This is a genomic window from Pseudomonas sp. FP2294 (genome assembly GCF_030687625.1).
GTDB lineage: Bacteria > Pseudomonadota > Gammaproteobacteria > Pseudomonadales > Pseudomonadaceae > Aquipseudomonas > Aquipseudomonas shahriarae.
The window spans coordinates 2,495,465-2,511,684 of record NZ_CP117441.1 but is presented as its reverse complement, the minus strand read 5'-3'; the positions used below and the strand labels follow the sequence as shown (position 1 = coordinate 2,511,684).

The window sequence follows — 16,220 nt, the reverse complement described above, 5'->3', positions numbered from 1 at the left end:
GGGTGTTCCTGACCACTACAAAAAATTAATCGCGTTTTTTCAATGACTTGCCGGTGGCACAAGGCATGCAATCACCGGCTTATCTGTTCACTTGATGAGGAAACCCGATGAACGCCATCGCCCCGGACAGCCTGCCCCAGGCGCAATTGATCGAGCATTTGCTGCAGCGTTACCACGCCCGCCACCGCGAACAACTGCCGGAACTGATCCGCCTGGCCAGCCGCGTCGAGCAGGTCCACGGCCATCACCTGGCCTGCCCCAATGGCCTGGCCGACTTGTTGCGGGATATCGAGCAGGAACTGGAGGGCCATATGCTCAAGGAGGAACAGGTGCTGTTCCCGATGCTGCAAATGGGCATGGGCCCCCAGGCCGCGCCGCCGATCCAGGTCATGCGCTATGAGCATGAACAACACGGCCAGGCCCTGGAGCAGTTGCTGGCGCTGACCCATCGCATCCAGCCGCCCGCTGACGCGTGCAATACCTGGCGCACCCTGTATCAAGGGCTGGAAGCGTTTCATGCAGACTTGCTGGAGCATATTCATCTGGAAAATGACGTGTTGTTTGTTCGTGCGCTAACAGCCTGACCCCTCTCCGTAGGAGCGAGCTTGCTCGCGCCTACAGGACTCAGCGCAGCATCAGCTTGGCCAGGATCACGATCAGCACCATATGCCCAAGGATGCTGCGGCGAATCCATACCGCTCGCAACGGGCTCAGGCGCTTTTGCGTCAGCCAGTACGCGAGCAACAGGTAATGCCCGATGATGCTCAGCGCCAATACGATCTTCAGGCTCAACATCGCCGAAAAATGACTGGCCCAGGGCGCGCCCAGCACGCCGCGGTAATGCCAGGCCAGGCCGACGCCCGCGCCATACAACAGCACCACCACCCCATGCAGCACCTGCCGCGAACGCCGGGCAATGGCTTGCTCGCTGGTGAACTGCGCCGACCAGGCCAACTCTTCGCGGGCGCGGTGCCAGATGAAAACCTCGAAGAACAGCGTGCCGATAAAGGCGATGGCCGCCAGCAGATGCACAATCAATAACCACGAATAGAGCATTGCCGTTCTCCTAGCCCGGATGGCCGTCAACCCGCGCACGCCACAGCATTGGGGCATAGCGCCATAGATACAGGCCCAGGCCCAGGGTCCAGCACAGGCCCGCCAGCCACAGCGCGGCATACGGCCAGATCAGCACCAGCAGCACCCGGCTCAGGCAGGCCAGGTTCAACAGCGCGAAAGCCAGGGTCATGCCCTTGGGCGGCGTCAGAGGCCGGCCGGTATGACCGAGGCTGACCCGCGCGATCATCGCCAGGATCAACCCGCCCATTGCCCCGACCGTCAGCGCATGCACCGCCAGGCTCGGGCTCAGTGGCACGCCCACGTGCCACAGCGCCATACCCAGGCAGGCCACAGCCAGCCAGGCATAGGCCAGGTGCAGCGACCAAAGCAGCGGCACGCGCCACAAGCCTGGGTCGTGCCAGCGCACCAGGCGCAGCAGATGACCGAGCCCCAGCAGGGCAAACAACAGGCCGACCCAAAGGCTGGGCATCAGCGCCACGCCGCTGGCATACAGCAGCGCCACCAGCGCCGAGCCTGCCAACAGCAGGTAATCCAGCCACGGCCAGGGCTTCACTGCTTCAGTGCGCCCCAGGCCTCGCTGAGTGAAGAACGGAATCACCCGCCCGCCGATCAAGCCCATCATCGCCGCCACCAGCCACAACCCGGTCAACACCGCCTGGCGCTGCCAGCCTTCGTCAGCGCGCAGCAGGCCATACAGGGACAGGCCATCGGCCAGGGCCAACAACAGCAGGACCAGCACAATCGGGTAGTTGCGTTGTTGCCGCACTTTCCACAGGGTCCAGCCCATCAGCCCGGCGACCGCCAGGGGAAAGCTCAGCTCCAGCACCGCCAGCAGCGGCCACGGCAGGTTGAACAGCCAGGCCAGGCGTGCGGCCAGCCATACCCCGGCCAGCACCGCCAGGGGCATGCCGCTGATGCCGGGGCGGCCGGTCCAGGTCTGCACCGCCGTCAGCAGGAACCCGCCGATGATTGCCAGGGCAAAACCGAACAGCAGCTCATGGCGATGCCACGCCAGCCAACCGCCCGCCGGCTGCCAGCCCGCATCGCCGGCCAGGGCCAGCAGCCACAGGGGGATCGCCAGCAGCGCCAACAGGCAGCCACCGAGGAAAAATGGCCGGAAAGCCAGGCGAAACAACGGGGTAATCGACATAGCCTTGCGTCGATCCAGCACTTGCATACCACCACTCCTCAAGTCATTGCCGGCCCGATCATCCGGGATTGCCCGCCCCTGGCCCTTGTCGCAGATCAAGCGGGGTCCAGAGGCGGCGCACTATCCTTGGGGCCGTCGCGCAATCAGTGTTGCAAGGGCCGGGCCGAATTCCCCGGTGCGCCGCCCCACCCCTGTGGGAGCTGGCTTGCCTGGGATGCAAACACCTCGGTCTGGCGGTTACACCGCAGCGATGCCATCGCAGGCAAGCCAGCTCCCACAGGGGGGCGGTGTTGTATATGAGGGTTTAAATAACCATTAGAGGGTTAAAAGAACCCTTATAGGCCAGGTCATTTTGACCCTCAAGGCGCTACAGCCCAGGTTTTACAAGGCCCGTGCCTTGGCCCAGCTCTTGCTCTACTCGGTTATCCCTTATTACCGCCCCCACGGAGTCACCATGAAAAAAGTCATCCAGCCCCTCGCCTGGTTCGTGATCCTCGGTTCGATGATGGCGGCGGCCAGCGGCCTGTCGTTGTGGCTTGTATGATCCCGTCCCTGAGCTGTTCCAAGGATGCACCCCGGGTTTTGCACCGCGTGCATCATCAGATCCTGCGCAGCCATCACCTGTTCGAGCCGCTCAACGAAGAGCAGATGGATGAGTTGATGGCCAGCAGTCAACTGCTGAGTGTCGACAAGGGCGAGCCGTTGTTCCGCCAGGGCGAACCGGCCGATGCGTTTTACTTCGTGATTGCCGGCGCGGTGAAGATCTACCGCCTGACCCCGGACGGCCAGGAAAAAGTCTTTGAGGTGATCGGCGAACGACAGACCTTCGCCGAGGCGATGATGCTGATGGACACCCCCAACTACGTGGCCTGCGCCGAAGCGGTGTGCCCCACGCAGTTGTATCGCCTGTCCAACGCCACCTATATGCGCCTACTTCACAGCAACAGCCGCCTGACTTTCGCCCTGCTGGGCAAGTTGTGTGTGCGCCTGCACCAACGGGTCAACGAGATCGAGACCCTGTCGCTGAAAAACGCCACCCACCGGGTGGTGCGCTACCTGATGACGCAATTGGTGCGCCTGCACAGCGTCGACAGTTCGTTCGAACTGCCCATGGCCAAGCAGTTGATCGCCGGGCACCTGTCGATCCAACCGGAGACGTTTTCGCGGATCATTCGCCGCTTGATCGACGAAAAAATCATCACCCAGGACGGGCGCCAGATCGCCATTCTTGACCGCCTGCGCCTGGAGCAATTCGAATGAACGCCGTGCGGGCCTGCCTGTATTGCCAACATGCCAACCCGCCGGCGCAGACGGCCTGCGAACGCTGCGCCATGCCCCTGCCCGCCTCCACCGCACACCTTGAGGCGCGACGGCTCAAGCGCTTCCAATGGTTCTGCCTGGGGCTGGCCGTGTTCTGCATCGTGATGTTTTTCTGGCTGCCCCGGGACTTCTACTGATCTTCGGTCAACTGCCGGTAGAGCTGCGGCAAGCGTAACGGCAGTTGCTCCGGCTGACGGATCAGGGTGTAGCCGTGGGCGCCGAACATGTACGGCAGGTAATCCCCGGCCTGTTTGTCGATGGTGATGCAGAACGGCACCAGGCCCTGACGCCGCGCTTCCATCACGGCCTGGCGGGTATCCTCCACGCCATAGCGCCCCTCATACAAGTCCAGGTCGTTGGGCTTGCCATCGGTCACAATCAACAGCAGTTTGCGCCGTTGCTTGCAGGCCCCCAGGGTTTGGGTGGCGTGGCGGATGGCTGCGCCCATGCGCGTGTAGTAACCCGGTTTCAGGCCCTGAATGCAGCCACGGGTATGGTCGTCGTAGGGTTGCTGGAATGACTTGAGCTGCTGCAGGCGCACCTGCTGGCGACGCAAAGACGAGAAGCCATACAAGGCAAACGCATCGCCCAGGCCCGCCAGGCTTTCGCCAAACAGCAACAGGCTGTCGCGGATCACATCGATGACCTTTTGCGTATCGTTCAAATGGGCGTCGGTGGACATCGACAAATCGGCCAGCAGCAAACAGGCCAAGTCCCGCCGGGTGCGGCGCTGCTCCTTGAACAGGCCACGTTCGGCGCACGCTCCGTGTTGGCGTTCGACATGGAAGTCCAACCACGCCTGCAGGTCCAGTTCTGCGCCCTGGGGCTGTTGGCGCAGCCATTGGCGGTCGGTGCGCAGTAGCTGGAACTGGCGGCGCAAGCGCGCGGCCTGGGGCAACAGGCGCGCCGGCAACGGCTGGGGCGCACTGTCCCGGGGTTGCATCAGTTGCAGGTTGACGAAATTCGCTTGCAGGCACTGTTGGCGGTAGTCCCACTCGGGCAGCTTGATGCCTTCGCCCAGGGGGATATCGTCGACGTCGGCCGGGGGCAGATCCAGGTGCAACTTGAGCCCGCCGCTCTTGCGCACGCGCTGGCGCGACAGGCTCAACTGGTCGAGGTCTTCGGCGACCCGCGCGGCATCTTCGTCCTCGGAATCGTCGGCCCAGCGGTCCAGATCGACATGCTCGGTCCAACTGAACAGGTTTTCCAGGCGCACCACCAACAGGCCGCCGTCGCGGCTGTTGTCGTCGACCCGGTTGGCCTGTTTAGGCGCACCCTGCTGTTCGCCGGGCCGGGTTGCCAGGTCGTCGCCCTCTTCGTCCTGATCTGCGGCCTGCGGGCTGTGCAGGTGCAAGGGTGGATACAGCCACAGCGGCAACGGCCAGGCGGCGCGCTCGCTGCGGGGTAACTGGCGGATGCTGCCGGGTTCGCGCAGGGCCTTGCGCAAGGCTTTTTCTACGGCAGCTTCGGCGGGGTTGAGGGTGGCGGGATCGGGGCGCAATTGCAGGTGGGCGTCCACCAGGCGCTGATAACTGGGGAGCATGGCCGGGTAGCGCTGCAACAGCAGCCAGGTCCAGCGCTGATTGTCCCGGGCCCAGTGGGTCATCGGCCCGGCGTGCGCGGCCAGCAGCGCCAGCCAGCGGTACAGTTCCAGGTTCAGGGCGGCCGAGGGAAACACCGCCAGGCTTGCCGGCAGGCGCAGGCGATGACCATCGCACGAGGCCAGGGGCGCCTGCCGGCAGGTGCCGGCGATGCGCATCAACAGGTTGCGCCGCAGCAGCAGATCGCGCTCGCTGGCGGCTTCCACGGCTATCCCATGGGCGCCGCCCAGGGCGCGGAACAACAGGGCCAGGCTGCGCTGGCGGTCGACCAGATCGACCCGCGCCTCGGGGAAGTCGGCACTGGCGCGGCGGGTGATAAAGCGGTGCCAGACACTGCCGACCCACTCTTCCAACTCAAGGGTAAAGGCCATGTGAAGTGCTCCAGACGTAAAACGGCCCGCAGAACCTGCCGGGCCGCCCTCTTGGGGATTGACGTTTACCGGTTAAGCCGTCACGGGAGCGGCAGAGTTCAAGCCCTTGCCCCGCTGCCGGAAGCTCCACAGGTAGCAGAGCAGGCCGAGCAGGAACACCACGCCACTGGCCAGGCGTGCCCAGAACAGCACCGTCAGGTGGTCCATGGTGGCCATGAACGGCAGCGCCACACCGTCCACTTGCCAGCGTTGCAGCCAGACCTGCACGGCACCGGCAGCGGTGAGGAACAGGGTGATCATCACCATCGACAGGACCATCATCCAGAAGCCCCAGATCTCCAGGGTCTGCGAGCGTGCATCCGGTGCTTCACCAATACCGCGCAGGCGGGGCATGGCGTAGCTGATCAGGGTCATGACGATCATCGCGTAGGCACCGAAGAACGCCAGGTGGCCGTGGGCGGCGGTCAGTTGGGTGCCGTGGGTGTAGAAGTTGACCGGTGCCAGGGTGTGCAGGAACCCCCAGACCCCGGCGCCGAAGAACGCCGTGACCGTGGTGCCCTTGGCCCACAACGTGGCTGCCCGGTTCGGGTGCTGGCGGCGACGCTGTTTGACCATGGTGAAGGCAAACATCACCATCGCCAGGAAAGGCAGGGGCTCCAGGGCCGAGAAGATCGAGCCGACCCACAGCCACACCTCAGGCGCGCCGATCCAGAAGAAGTGGTGACCGGTGCCGATGATCCCGGTGATCAGGGCCATGGCGATGATCACGTACAGCCATTTTTCCACGACCTCACGGTCGACGCCGGTGACCTTGATCAGCACAAAGGCGAGCATCGAGCCCATGATCAGCTCCCACACGCCTTCCACCCAAAGATGCACCACCCACCACCAGTAGAACTTGTCCCGCGCCAGGTTGCCCGGGTTGTAGAACGAGAACAGGAAGAACACCGCCAGGCCGATCAGCCCGGTCATCATCACCATGCTCACGGTGGTCTTGCGGCCCTTGAGCAGGGTCATGCCGATGTTGTAGAGAAAGCCCAGGCAGACAACCACGATGCCCATTTTGGTGATGGTCGGCTGTTCCAGGAACTCACGGCCCATGGTCGGCAGCAGTTCGTTATGGGTCAACTTGGCCAGGGCCGCATAGGGCACCAGCAAGTAACCGAGAATGGTCAACACGCCGGCGGCGGCAAACACCCAGAACAACAGGATCGCCAGCTTGGGACTGTGCAACTCGCGGTCGGCCTCTTCCGGCACCAGGTAGTAGGCGGCGCCCATAAACCCGAACAGCAGCCAGACAATCAGCAGGTTGGTGTGGACCATGCGGGCCACGTTGAACGGGATCAGCGGGAACAGGAAGTCGCCGATCACGTATTGCAGGCCCATGATCAAACCGAACAGCACCTGGCCCAGGAACAGGATCAGCGCGAATACAAAGTAGGGTTTGGCGACGGCCTGGGATTGGAATTTCAGATATGGATTGACGGTACGCATCCCTCAGCCCTCCTTGTTTGGCGGCCAGCCATTGGTGTTGATCTTCGAGCTCCATTTGAGGAACTCGGCCATATCGTCCACCTCCTGATCGCTGAGGTTGAATTGCGGCATCGCGCGCCGGCCCGGAACGCCCAAGGGTTGCATCTTCATCCAGGCGTGCAGGAATGGCTTGAACGCTTCATCGCCGCCACGGCGGTTGAACACATTGCCCAGTTCCGGCGCAAAGTACGCGCCCTCGCCCAGCAAGGTGTGGCAGCCGACGCAGTTGTTGCGCTCCCAGACGCCCTTGCCGCGGACCACGGATTCGGTGAGTAGCTCCTGATTACTGCGAGAGGGAAAGGTTTGTTCGGTGTGGTAGGTCAGGGCCAGGAATATCAGGAAGAAGAACACGCTTCCTCCGAAGTAGATATTCCTGGCCATGCCCTTGGTGAAGGTCTCTGACATGGTCGCTTCCTCATTGCTTGGCAGGGACCATGATAGGAAGTGAGGGGGTAAAAGCTGCTTGATGGCGATCAAGAAATGCTGATGGTTTTGGTCGGGTATTGGGTATTGGTTGGGGTTGGGGTTGGGGTTGGGTACATATCCGTTGCTGCGGTCACGGCGGCTATTGGTTCCGCTCTTACAGCGGGTCACTTTTGGAAAAGAGCCCCAAAAGTAACCAAAAGGGCTCTTGCCCCACCACTCGGCACCTCGCCTTGGCTCGGTGTGCCCGTCATCCGACATTGATTTGGGGGGCCGCCGCGATGGGCCATCCATGGCCCAGCGCGGCTAACCCGGCGTCCTGCCGGGTTACCCCCCAAATCAATATCGGATGACGGCCAGCGTGGTTTAACGGGGCGCCTAAGATCAACATCACAAGCAAAGCGAGGCGGCCTGACAGCCGACCTGATCGTCGAGGCGTGCGCGTACCCCTGTGGGAGCGGGCTTGCCTGCGATGGCGATGTATCAGTCGATAAATGTATTGGCTGATGAACCGCCATCGCAGGCAAGCCAGCTCCCACAGGGGAAGGCAGCTTCGCACCCCGGCTTTGCTGTTGCTCTGCTTTTGATCTGGCTTTTGATCTTAGGCGCCCCGTTAAACCACGATGGCCGCAGGCAGGTATTGCGCAGTGGGCACCCCGGCATGGATGCCGGGGTAGCCGCGACACGGCCAGGGATGGCCGATCGCGGCGGGCCCACGGAGCAATGCCTGACTGCGGGCATGCCGAGCCTAGGCGAGGCACCGAGTGGTGGGGCAAGAGCCCTTTTGGTTACTTTTGGGGCTCTTTTCCAAAAGTGACCCGCTGTAAGAGCGGAACCAATAGCCGCCGTTACCGCAGCAATGGATATGCACCCAACCCCACCCCTGAAGAACCCCACATTACTGATAGCGAACGTGACAGCGTTTTGCACACACTGGCCTTTGCCTGGATCACAACTCCCGTCTTCCAGAGCAGACGCAGGCAGTCTTGCAGGACCAGCAAGAAGCAACTGGTAGAGCACCGAACTACAAAGCCCGCTCCATCTTGATGATCTCAATGGACACCGGGCTATTGCCCCGGCTGAATGTTCCCTCGCCAATCTTGCGGAAGCCATGCGAGGCATAGAATTTTTCGGCGGTCAGGGTCGCCTCCAGATAGGCCCTGTCATGCCCAGCTGCGGCGATGCGCTGCAAAGCTTCGGCCAGCAGACGCGCACCAAGCCCCTGCCCGGCTGCCTCCCCACGAATAAACAACTTGCTGACTTCATGGCCGTCGATCTCCACGAAGCCCTGGAGCCTGTCGTTGCAAGCCAACCACAGGTTGCCCGCGTCGATGGCCGAGCGGTAGGTCTCAGGTGAGCGACCGTCGAGCCACATGGCAATCTGCTCGGGACCGTAGTCGGCATTGCACAGGTTTTCGACGGAGTTTTTATGCACCAGGAAGATGCTCTCGGCGTCTTCTGGGGTCGCTGGGCGGATCAGTAGATTTTTCATTCCCTTGAGATTCCGAGTGTGGCCAGTAAACCCAGGCGTTATAGCCGATCTTGCGCCGGGCAGCGACCGAAGACCGCACATCTTGTGCGTTGACCAACTTTCCGACACACCATATAGTGTGCCAACCCAGGCAGCCGACCACTACATAGTGTGCGAAGCCGGTAATTATCGAGTTTTCTGGACGGTTTCATACGCCGCCAGAACAGACCAGGAAGGAGTATTTCATGCTGAGTTGGGACGAAGTCGACAACGAAGACACCGGTGCAGCGGTCATCCGTGGCACCAACGCCGGCCACGCCACCGAAGCCAACATGGACCGCCTCGACGGTGCCGGCGCTGCCGCTGCCATCGAAGCCCGCGCCGTCACCGCCAACGACTCCGCCGCCATCGTGCGCGCCAAGGCTGCCCTGGACAAACTCGACGTCGCCGAAGGCCTCGCTGAACTCGAAGGCGCTTCCGCCCGTGTCGCCGTTGACGAAAAGCGCATGATCAACTGCCGCGCCGACCTCAACCAACTCGTACCCTTCAAGTACGACTGGGCCTGGCAAAAATACCTCGACGGCTGCGCCAACCACTGGATGCCGCAAGAGGTCAACATGACCGCCGACATCGCCCTGTGGAAAAACCCCGAAGGCCTGACCGACGACGAACGTCGCATCGTCATGCGCAACCTGGGCTTCTTCTCCACCGCCGATTCCCTGGTCGCGAACAACCTGGTGCTGGCCGTGTACCGCCTGATCACCAACCCGGAGTGCCGCCAGTACATCCTGCGCCAGGCCTTCGAAGAGGCGATCCACACCCACGCCTACCAGTACTGCATCGAATCGCTGGCCATGGATGAAGGCGAGATCTTCAACATGTACCACGAGATCCCATCGGTCGCCAAAAAGGCAGCCTGGGGCCTGAAGTACACCCGTTCGATCTCCGATCCGAAGTTCGAAACCGGCACCGTCGACACCGACAAAGAACTGCTGCGCAACCTGGTCGCTTACTACTGCGTGCTGGAAGGCATCTTCTTCTACTGCGGTTTCACCCAGATCCTGTCCATGGGCCGCCGCAACAAAATGACCGGCGTGGCCGAGCAGTTCCAGTACATCCTGCGCGATGAGTCGATGCACCTGAACTTCGGCATCGACGTGATCAACCAGATCAAAATCGAAAACCCACACCTGTGGGATGCCGACATGAAGGAAGAAGCGACCCAGATGATCCTGCAAGGGACCCAGCTGGAGATCGAATACGCACGCGACACCATGCCGCGCGGCGTGTTGGGCATGAACGCGGCGATGATGGAGGACTACCTCAAGTTCATCGCCAACCGTCGCCTGTCGCAGATCGGCTTGAAGGAAGAATACCCAGGGACCACTAACCCGTTCCCGTGGATGAGCGAGATCATGGACTTGAAGAAAGAGAAGAACTTCTTTGAGACCCGCGTGATCGAGTATCAGACTGGTGGGGCGTTGAGCTGGGATTGATCCAATGCTATCGCCGGTTTGCCGGCGATAGCGATCTATCAGGCGCCACGCATCAGTTCGAGACTTGCTCAAGAAAGATCAGTTTCAGGGGTTCCTGGAGCAAGTCATCCGCCGTGGCGGCAAAGCGCTGGAAGTACGGCATTGCGAAATGCGCATCGAGGGCCGCCTGGTTTTTGAACGCTTCACGCATATAGAACGTGCCCGGCTCATCACGCAGTTCGAACAACACGTAATCCAGGTTGCCAGGCTCGGTGCGGGTTGGCTCGACCAAGGCCAGCAGGCCTGCCTTGAGTGCTTGTTCCTGGCCTGGCTTGGCCTTGAGTACGGCGATGGATATCAAAGGTTTGGTCATGCTGGCGACTCCGTTGGTAGGTTGGCTGGCACATGCAGCGAGCATCATACACAGCGATAAGCCCATGGCTTTGATCAGGGTGTTCATTGGAAATCCTCAAGCACAATCTTGCCCCGCGCCTTGCCGCTTTCGACCAGGGCATGGGCGCTGCGCATATTGGCCGCGTTGATCGCACCGAAATGTGCGCCCAGGGTGGTGTGCAACACGCCCTGGTCGATCAGTTGTGCAACCCGGTTGAGCAGGTGGTGTTGCTGGATCATATCCACCGTTTCAAACAACGAGCGGGTGAACATCAGTTCCCAGTGCAAGGACAAGGATTTGAGCTTGAGCGGCATCACATCCAGGCTGGCGGGATCGTCGATCAACCCCAGCCGCCCTTGTGGGCGAAGCACTTCGACCAGTTGCGGCAGGTACTCCTCGGTATGCGTGAGGCTGGCGACATGGCTGACCGCGTCAATGCCCAACGCTTGGAGCTGGGCCAGCATCGGCCGGCGATGGTCGATCACATGATGGGCCCCCATGCGCTGGACCCACCCAATGGTTTCCGGGCGCGAAGCCGTGCCGATCACCGTCATGTTGGTGAGTTGACGGGCCAGTTGCACCAGGATCGAACCCACGCCGCCGCCAGCCCCCACCACCAGCAGCACATCGCCCTCGCCGCCGCCTTCGGTCACGCCCAGGCGGTCGAACAGCAGCTCCCAGGCGGTGATCGAGGTCAGCGGCAAGGCGGCGGCGTGCGCCGCATCCAGTGTGCGCGGACGATGGCCGACGATGCGCTCATCAACCACCTGGAACTCGCTGTAGCTGCCGGAGCGGATCAGGGAGCCGGCGTAGTACACCGCGTCGCCCGGTTTGAACAGGGTCACGTCGGCGCCCACCTGGCGCACGATGCCCGCCGCGTCCCAGCCGAGGATTCTCGGCTCCTTGGCAAAGGTGCCGGAACGCACCTTGGTATCGACCGGGTTGACCGCCACGGCCTGCACTTCCACCAGCAGGTCCCGAGGGCCCGGCTGGGGGGCTTCGATATTCACATCAATCAGCGAGCGCGGGTCGTCGATGGGCAGGCCATGCTCGGTAAAGGTAATTGCTTTCATGGGAACTCACGAGTGATGAGGGGCGATGGCCCTCGATGGCTTGCATCTTTACCGTTCCCAGGGAGAAGAAAAATCGACAAAATGCAGCAACACTTTCATTGCTGGAGTGAAAATGATCCGCATCGATGATCTCGGGCTGTTTCTGCGCAGCGCCGCCCTGGGCAGTTTCACCGCCGCGGCCGTGGAGGCCAACCTGTTGCCGGGCCAGGTCGCGGCGGCGATCAAGCGCCTGGAGCGGGAGCTGGAGGTGCGCCTGTTTACCCGCACCACCCGCAGCCTGCGCCTGAGCGCCGAGGGCGAACAGTACCTGCCCACCGCCCGTGGCGTGCTGGAGCAATTGGAGCTGGGCCGCGAACGCTTGCGCGGCGATGACGCGCCACTGCGTGGCACCTTGCAGATCGCCGCGCCGTCGGACCTGGGGCGCAATATCCTGCTGCCGATGCTCACCGAGTTTCGCCGCCAGCACCCTGAGTTGAGCTTGCGCTTTCTGGTGTCGGACCAGGTCACCAACCTGTTTCGCGACCCGGTGGACGTAGCCCTGCGTTATGGCTGGAACGAGGACGCCAATTACATCGCCCTGCCCCTGGCGCCCTGGAACCGCCGGGTGCTGGTGGCATCACCGGACTACGTGGCGCGCCACGGCACACCGACATCCGTCGACGACCTGAGCCGCCACCCGTGCCTGCTCTACCTGCAAAACGGCCGCCTGCATGACCGCTGGGAGCTAGGCGAACAGACCGTGCAAGTCACCGGCCCCCTGTTCAGTGACGACGCCGATGTGGTGCGGCGCTGGGCCGTCGCCGGTGAAGGCATCGCCTACAAGACCTGGCTGGATGTGTATGCCGATGTGCAGGCCCAGCGCCTGGTGGTGCTGTTGCCGGAGATTCCCGGGGATGTGTACCCCTTGAGCTTCGCCTGCCCCCATCGCGGGCAGATGTCGCGGGCGGTCACCCAGTTGTATCAGTGGTTGAACCAGCAGTTCAGCGCTCTGCAGCGCCTTTGAACCCTTTTGTAGTGGATTAGGAAAGACGCGGTTTTTATGCCCAATCAAACCATCAAGACGCCGTGCGTCGGCCTGTGTTCCACCGTGTATGGCGACCTGGTGTGCCGTGGCTGCAAGCGCTATCACCATGAAGTCATTCAGTGGAATGGCTACAGCGCCGAGGAAAAACAAGCGGTCTGGCTGCGCCTTGAGCAGTTGCTGGTGCAGGTCATGACCAGCAAGCTGGAGGTGTTTGACCCGGCGCGCCTGCGCCAGCAACTGGAGAAGCGCAAGATCCGTTTTATGCCGCACCAGTCGCCTTATTGCTGGGCCTATCAACTGATTGCCCGGGGCGCGCGGGTGATTTCCAGGCTGGATGCGTATGGCTTGGCGTTGCTGCCGGAGTTTCGCGAGCGGCACCTGGCGGATTTGCGTGATGCGATTGATCGGGAGTTTTTCCTGCTGTCGCAGGCGCATTACCAGCGCTACATCGCGCCGGATTTTTTGCGCGAGGCGTTTGGGCCGGCGTTGATTGCTACCCTCTAAAGCACACCCAAAACCCCCTGTGGGAGCAAGCCCGCTCCCACATTTGGTCCTCATTTACCTTGAGGTGTCAGTGAGTCCACGACGCCGCACGCTCGGTGTGCAGGCCGTATCGCTCAATCGCCCGCTGACACACCTGCGCCTCCAGGCTGCCCTGTTCCACCAGGGCGGCCAGCGCGGCGAGCACGATGTGGTGGCGGTCCACCTCGAAGAAATCGCGCAACGCCGCACGGGTGTCGCTGCGCCCGAAGCCATCGGTGCCGAGCACGGTGTAGTGGGCCCCCAGGTAGGAACCGATCATCTGCGGCACCGCCCGCACGTAGTCCGAGACGGCAATCACCGGCGCGCCGTCGGGCAGGCAGGTCGCCAGGTGGCTGCGCTGCGGGATTTGCAGTGGATGCAGGCGGTTCCAGCGCTCCACCTCACGCGCATCGCGGGCCAGTTCGCTGAAGCTGGTCACGCTGAATACCTCGCTGTCGATCTGCCAATCGTCCGCCAGTAACTGCGCGGCGGCCTGGGCCTCGCGCACCAGGGTGCCGGAGCCGAGCAGGCGCACCTTGGCCCCGGCACTGCCCTCAAGGCGGTACATGCCCTTGATAATCGCCGCCTCGACGCCTTCGGGCAGGGTCGGTTGCGGGTAGTTTTCGTTCATCAGGGTCACGTAGTAGAACTCGTCCACATCGTGCTCAAGCATCTGGCGCATGCCGTGGTCGAGAATCACCGCAAATTCGCCGGCAAACGCCGGGTCGTAAGCACGGCAGTTGGGCACGGTCGCGGCCATCAGGTGGCTGCTGCCGTCCTGGTGCTGCAGGCCCTCGCCGCCCAAGGTGGTACGCCCCGCCGTGGCTCCGAGCAAAAAGCCCCGGGCGCGCTGGTCGGCGGCGGCCCAGATCAGGTCGCCCACGCGCTGGAAACCGAACATCGAGTAGTAGATGTAGAACGGCAGCATGCGCAAGCCATGCACCGAGTAGCTGGTGGCCGCCGCGACCCAGGAACTGATAGCGCTGGCTTCACTGATGCCTTCCTCAAGGATCTGCCCGTCGGTGGCTTCGCGATAGCTGAGGATCGAACCGATATCTTCCGGCTCGTAGCGCTGACCGACGCTGGAATAAATGCCGATCTGCTTGAACAGGTTGGCCATGCCGAAGGTGCGTGCCTCGTCGGCGACAATCGGCACGATGCGCGGGCCCAGGGCCTTGTCTTTGAGCAGGTTGCTGAGCATGCGCACAAAGGCCATGGTGGTGGACATTTCCTTGCCTTCGGCCTGGGTCGCAAAACCGCCGTAGCCACTCACTGGCGGCACAGGCACCGGTTCAGCGCTCTGGCTGCGGCTGGGCACATAACCGCCCAAGGCTGCGCGGCGCTGGTGCAGGTAGCGCATTTCGGCGCTGTCGGCGGCGGGTTTGTAGAAGCTCAGGGATTCGGTCTGCTCGTCGCTCAGGGGCAACTGGAAGCGGTTGCGAAAGCCGATCAGCGCGTCGCGATCGAGTTTTTTCTGCTGGTGGGTGGTCATCTTGCCCTGCCCGGCCTCGCCCATGCCAAAGCCTTTCTTGGTCTGGGCCAGGATTACCGTAGGGCGCCCCTTGACCCGCCGCGCGGCGTGATAGGCAGCATGGATTTTCAGCATGTCGTGGCCGCCGCGCTTGAGACGGTCGATCTGCTCATCGCTCAAGCCGGCCGCCAGCTTGGCCAGGGATTCATTTTGGCCAAAGAAGTGCTCGCGGTTATAGGCACCGTCCTTGGCGGCAAAGGTCTGGAACTGCCCGTCCACGGTCTGGGACAAGGTGCGCACCAACGCGCCGTCCTCATCCTTGGCCAGCAAGGCGTCCCAGTCCGACCCCCACACCAGCTTGATCACGTTCCAACCGGCACCGGCAAACAGTGCCTCCAGCTCGTCGATGATCCGCCCATTACCGCGCACCGGGCCATCGAGGCGTTGCAGGTTGCAGTTGACCACCCAGGTCAGGTTGTCCAGGCCTTCGCGGGCGGCCAGGGTCAGGGCTGACATGCTTTCCGGCTCGTCCATCTCGCCATCGCCGAACACACCCCAGACGTGCCGGTCGGTGGTGTCCTGCAAGCCGCGATGGTGCAGGTAACGCATAAAGCGCGCCTGGAAAATCGAGCTGATCGGGCCTATGCCCATGGAGCCGGTGGGGAACTGCCAGAAGTCCGGCATCAACCACGGGTGCGGATAGCTCGACAGGCCACGGGCGCCGGCCTTGACCGCGCCCAGCTCCTGGCGATAGTGGGCCAGGTCCTGCTCGCTCAGGCGCCCCTCAAGAAAGGCCCGCGCGTAAATACCGGGCGCGGAATGCGGCTGGTAGAACACCAGGTCGCCGCCGACGTTGTCGTGACGGGCACGGAAAAAATGGTTGAAACCCACCTCGAACAGGTCCGCCGCGCTGGCATAGCTGGCGATATGGCCGCCAAGTTCGCCATAGGCCTGGTTGGCACGCACCACCATGGCCAGGGCGTTCCAGCGCACCAGCGAGGCCAGGCGCTCTTCGGTCGCCAGGTCGCCGGGAAAGTGTGGCTGCTGGTCTACGGCGATGCTGTTGATGTAGGGCGTGCCGTGGCGCGGTTTCCAACCGATGGCTGGCGTATTGCCGGCATCGGCCAGCATATCGAGGATCTCCCGCGCGCGCTCCGAGCCGGCATGCCGTACCAGGGAGTCCAGGGCGTCGCGCCACTCGGTGAGCTCCTGCTGGTCAATGGCTGTTTGATTGACTGTCTTTACGAAACCGTTCATGGGCACCTCCGAGCTGTTTTTTCCAGTTTATGTCTGCCCAAAAGGATTTTTTGACTGT

The 16,220-nt window shown here is 62.5% G+C and carries 14 protein-coding genes and 1 pseudogene; 6 read left to right on the top strand and 9 right to left on the bottom strand.

Going from position 1 to position 16,220, the window contains the following annotated elements; translation table 11 throughout:
* Window positions 1-134: 134 nt before the first annotated feature.
* Window positions 135-584, top strand: a pseudogene (locus tag PSH73_RS11070) (hemerythrin domain-containing protein); the annotation flags it as partial.
* A 40-nt stretch (window positions 585-624) separates the two neighbouring features.
* Here PSH73_RS11070 and PSH73_RS11065 read toward each other — a convergent pair.
* Window positions 625-1,056 carry a hypothetical protein gene (locus PSH73_RS11065; RefSeq protein ID WP_057959566.1) on the bottom strand — a complete coding sequence of 144 codons (432 nt, stop codon included), beginning with the start codon at window positions 1,054-1,056 and terminating at the stop codon, window positions 625-627.
* A gap of 10 nt (window positions 1,057-1,066) precedes the next feature.
* Window positions 1,067-2,254 (bottom strand): NnrS family protein, encoded by a 1,188-nt coding sequence (locus PSH73_RS11060; RefSeq protein ID WP_057959565.1) that lies wholly within the window; start codon window positions 2,252-2,254, stop codon window positions 1,067-1,069.
* 513 nt (window positions 2,255-2,767) lie between these two features.
* Between PSH73_RS11060 and PSH73_RS11055 the strand changes: the two genes are divergently transcribed.
* Complete coding sequence (locus PSH73_RS11055) at window positions 2,768-3,487, top strand: Crp/Fnr family transcriptional regulator (RefSeq protein ID WP_120732832.1); 720 nt, start codon at window positions 2,768-2,770, stop codon at window positions 3,485-3,487.
* Window positions 3,484-3,684 (top strand): protein DnrP, encoded by a 201-nt coding sequence (locus PSH73_RS11050; protein ID WP_198800201.1) that lies wholly within the window; start codon window positions 3,484-3,486, stop codon window positions 3,682-3,684. The genes PSH73_RS11055 and PSH73_RS11050 overlap by 4 nt, the downstream gene beginning before the upstream one ends.
* Here the strand turns inward: PSH73_RS11050 and PSH73_RS11045 are convergent.
* The 4 genes from PSH73_RS11045 to PSH73_RS11030 all read right to left on the bottom strand — a co-directional run bounded on the left by PSH73_RS11045 (window position 3,678) and on the right by PSH73_RS11030 (window position 8,967).
* Complete coding sequence (locus tag PSH73_RS11045) at window positions 3,678-5,519, bottom strand: nitric oxide reductase activation protein NorD (protein ID WP_200657143.1); 1,842 nt, start codon at window positions 5,517-5,519, stop codon at window positions 3,678-3,680. The genes PSH73_RS11050 and PSH73_RS11045 overlap by 7 nt on opposite strands.
* A 72-nt stretch (window positions 5,520-5,591) precedes the next feature.
* On the bottom strand, window positions 5,592-7,013 hold the full coding sequence (locus PSH73_RS11040) for a cbb3-type cytochrome c oxidase subunit I (protein WP_057959561.1): 1,422 nt from the start codon (window positions 7,011-7,013) through the stop codon (window positions 5,592-5,594).
* A gap of 3 nt (window positions 7,014-7,016) precedes the next feature.
* Complete coding sequence (locus PSH73_RS11035) at window positions 7,017-7,457, bottom strand: cytochrome c (protein WP_057439734.1); 441 nt, start codon at window positions 7,455-7,457, stop codon at window positions 7,017-7,019.
* 1,042 nt (window positions 7,458-8,499) lie between these two features.
* On the bottom strand, window positions 8,500-8,967 hold the full coding sequence (locus PSH73_RS11030) for a GNAT family N-acetyltransferase (RefSeq protein WP_057439736.1): 468 nt from the start codon (window positions 8,965-8,967) through the stop codon (window positions 8,500-8,502).
* Window positions 8,968-9,191: 224 nt separating this feature from the next.
* Between PSH73_RS11030 and PSH73_RS11025 the strand changes: the two genes are divergently transcribed.
* Window positions 9,192-10,442 carry a ribonucleotide-diphosphate reductase subunit beta gene (locus PSH73_RS11025; RefSeq protein ID WP_170045163.1) on the top strand — a complete coding sequence of 417 codons (1,251 nt, stop codon included), beginning with the start codon at window positions 9,192-9,194 and terminating at the stop codon, window positions 10,440-10,442.
* Window positions 10,443-10,494: 52 nt separating this feature from the next.
* Here PSH73_RS11025 and PSH73_RS11020 read toward each other — a convergent pair whose 3' ends face one another.
* Both PSH73_RS11020 and PSH73_RS11015 read right to left on the bottom strand, forming a co-directional pair.
* The gene (locus PSH73_RS11020) at window positions 10,495-10,794 is read right to left on the bottom strand and encodes a putative quinol monooxygenase (RefSeq protein ID WP_057441906.1); all 300 of its coding nucleotides are present in this window, start codon (window positions 10,792-10,794) and stop codon (window positions 10,495-10,497) included.
* 83 nt (window positions 10,795-10,877) lie between these two features.
* Window positions 10,878-11,888: a zinc-binding alcohol dehydrogenase family protein gene (locus PSH73_RS11015; protein ID WP_186626175.1), complete on the bottom strand. Its 1,011-nt coding sequence runs from the start codon at window positions 11,886-11,888 to the stop codon at window positions 10,878-10,880.
* Window positions 11,889-12,000: 112 nt separating this feature from the next.
* Here PSH73_RS11015 and PSH73_RS11010 point away from each other — a divergent pair, with 112 nt between their 5' ends.
* Together PSH73_RS11010 and PSH73_RS11005 are read left to right on the top strand one after the other, a co-directional pair.
* Complete coding sequence (locus PSH73_RS11010) at window positions 12,001-12,891, top strand: LysR substrate-binding domain-containing protein (RefSeq protein WP_057959539.1); 891 nt, start codon at window positions 12,001-12,003, stop codon at window positions 12,889-12,891.
* Between the two features lie 36 nt (window positions 12,892-12,927).
* Window positions 12,928-13,416 (top strand): DUF1289 domain-containing protein, encoded by a 489-nt coding sequence (locus PSH73_RS11005; protein ID WP_305462472.1) that lies wholly within the window; start codon window positions 12,928-12,930, stop codon window positions 13,414-13,416.
* 67 nt (window positions 13,417-13,483) lie between these two features.
* On the opposite strand, the gene mdeB is transcribed toward PSH73_RS11005, so the two are convergent.
* Window positions 13,484-16,162, bottom strand: a complete 2,679-nt coding sequence (gene mdeB / locus PSH73_RS11000; RefSeq protein ID WP_057959538.1) for an alpha-ketoglutarate dehydrogenase — start codon at window positions 16,160-16,162, stop codon at window positions 13,484-13,486.
* Window positions 16,163-16,220: the final 58 nt, after the last annotated feature.

Excerpts from the sequence above, each read along its gene's own strand:
- PSH73_RS11065 (WP_057959566.1), bottom strand. The coding sequence starts at position 1,056 with ATGCTCTATTCGTGGTTATTGATTGTGCATCTGCTGGCGGCCATCGCC.
- PSH73_RS11060 (WP_057959565.1), bottom strand. The coding sequence starts at position 2,254 with ATGCAAGTGCTGGATCGACGCAAGGCTATGTCGATTACCCCGTTGTTT.
- PSH73_RS11055 (WP_120732832.1), top strand. The coding sequence starts at position 2,768 with ATGATCCCGTCCCTGAGCTGTTCCAAGGATGCACCCCGGGTTTTGCAC.
- PSH73_RS11050 (WP_198800201.1), top strand. The coding sequence starts at position 3,484 with ATGAACGCCGTGCGGGCCTGCCTGTATTGCCAACATGCCAACCCGCCG.
- PSH73_RS11045 (WP_200657143.1), bottom strand. The coding sequence starts at position 5,519 with ATGGCCTTTACCCTTGAGTTGGAAGAGTGGGTCGGCAGTGTCTGGCAC.
- PSH73_RS11040 (WP_057959561.1), bottom strand. The coding sequence starts at position 7,013 with ATGCGTACCGTCAATCCATATCTGAAATTCCAATCCCAGGCCGTCGCC.
- PSH73_RS11035 (WP_057439734.1), bottom strand. The coding sequence starts at position 7,457 with ATGTCAGAGACCTTCACCAAGGGCATGGCCAGGAATATCTACTTCGGA.
- PSH73_RS11030 (WP_057439736.1), bottom strand. The coding sequence starts at position 8,967 with ATGAAAAATCTACTGATCCGCCCAGCGACCCCAGAAGACGCCGAGAGC.
- PSH73_RS11025 (WP_170045163.1), top strand. The coding sequence starts at position 9,192 with ATGCTGAGTTGGGACGAAGTCGACAACGAAGACACCGGTGCAGCGGTC.
- PSH73_RS11020 (WP_057441906.1), bottom strand. The coding sequence starts at position 10,794 with ATGACCAAACCTTTGATATCCATCGCCGTACTCAAGGCCAAGCCAGGC.
- PSH73_RS11015 (WP_186626175.1), bottom strand. The coding sequence starts at position 11,888 with ATGAAAGCAATTACCTTTACCGAGCATGGCCTGCCCATCGACGACCCG.
- PSH73_RS11010 (WP_057959539.1), top strand. The coding sequence starts at position 12,001 with ATGATCCGCATCGATGATCTCGGGCTGTTTCTGCGCAGCGCCGCCCTG.
- PSH73_RS11005 (WP_305462472.1), top strand. The coding sequence starts at position 12,928 with ATGCCCAATCAAACCATCAAGACGCCGTGCGTCGGCCTGTGTTCCACC.
- mdeB (WP_057959538.1), bottom strand. The coding sequence starts at position 16,162 with ATGAACGGTTTCGTAAAGACAGTCAATCAAACAGCCATTGACCAGCAG.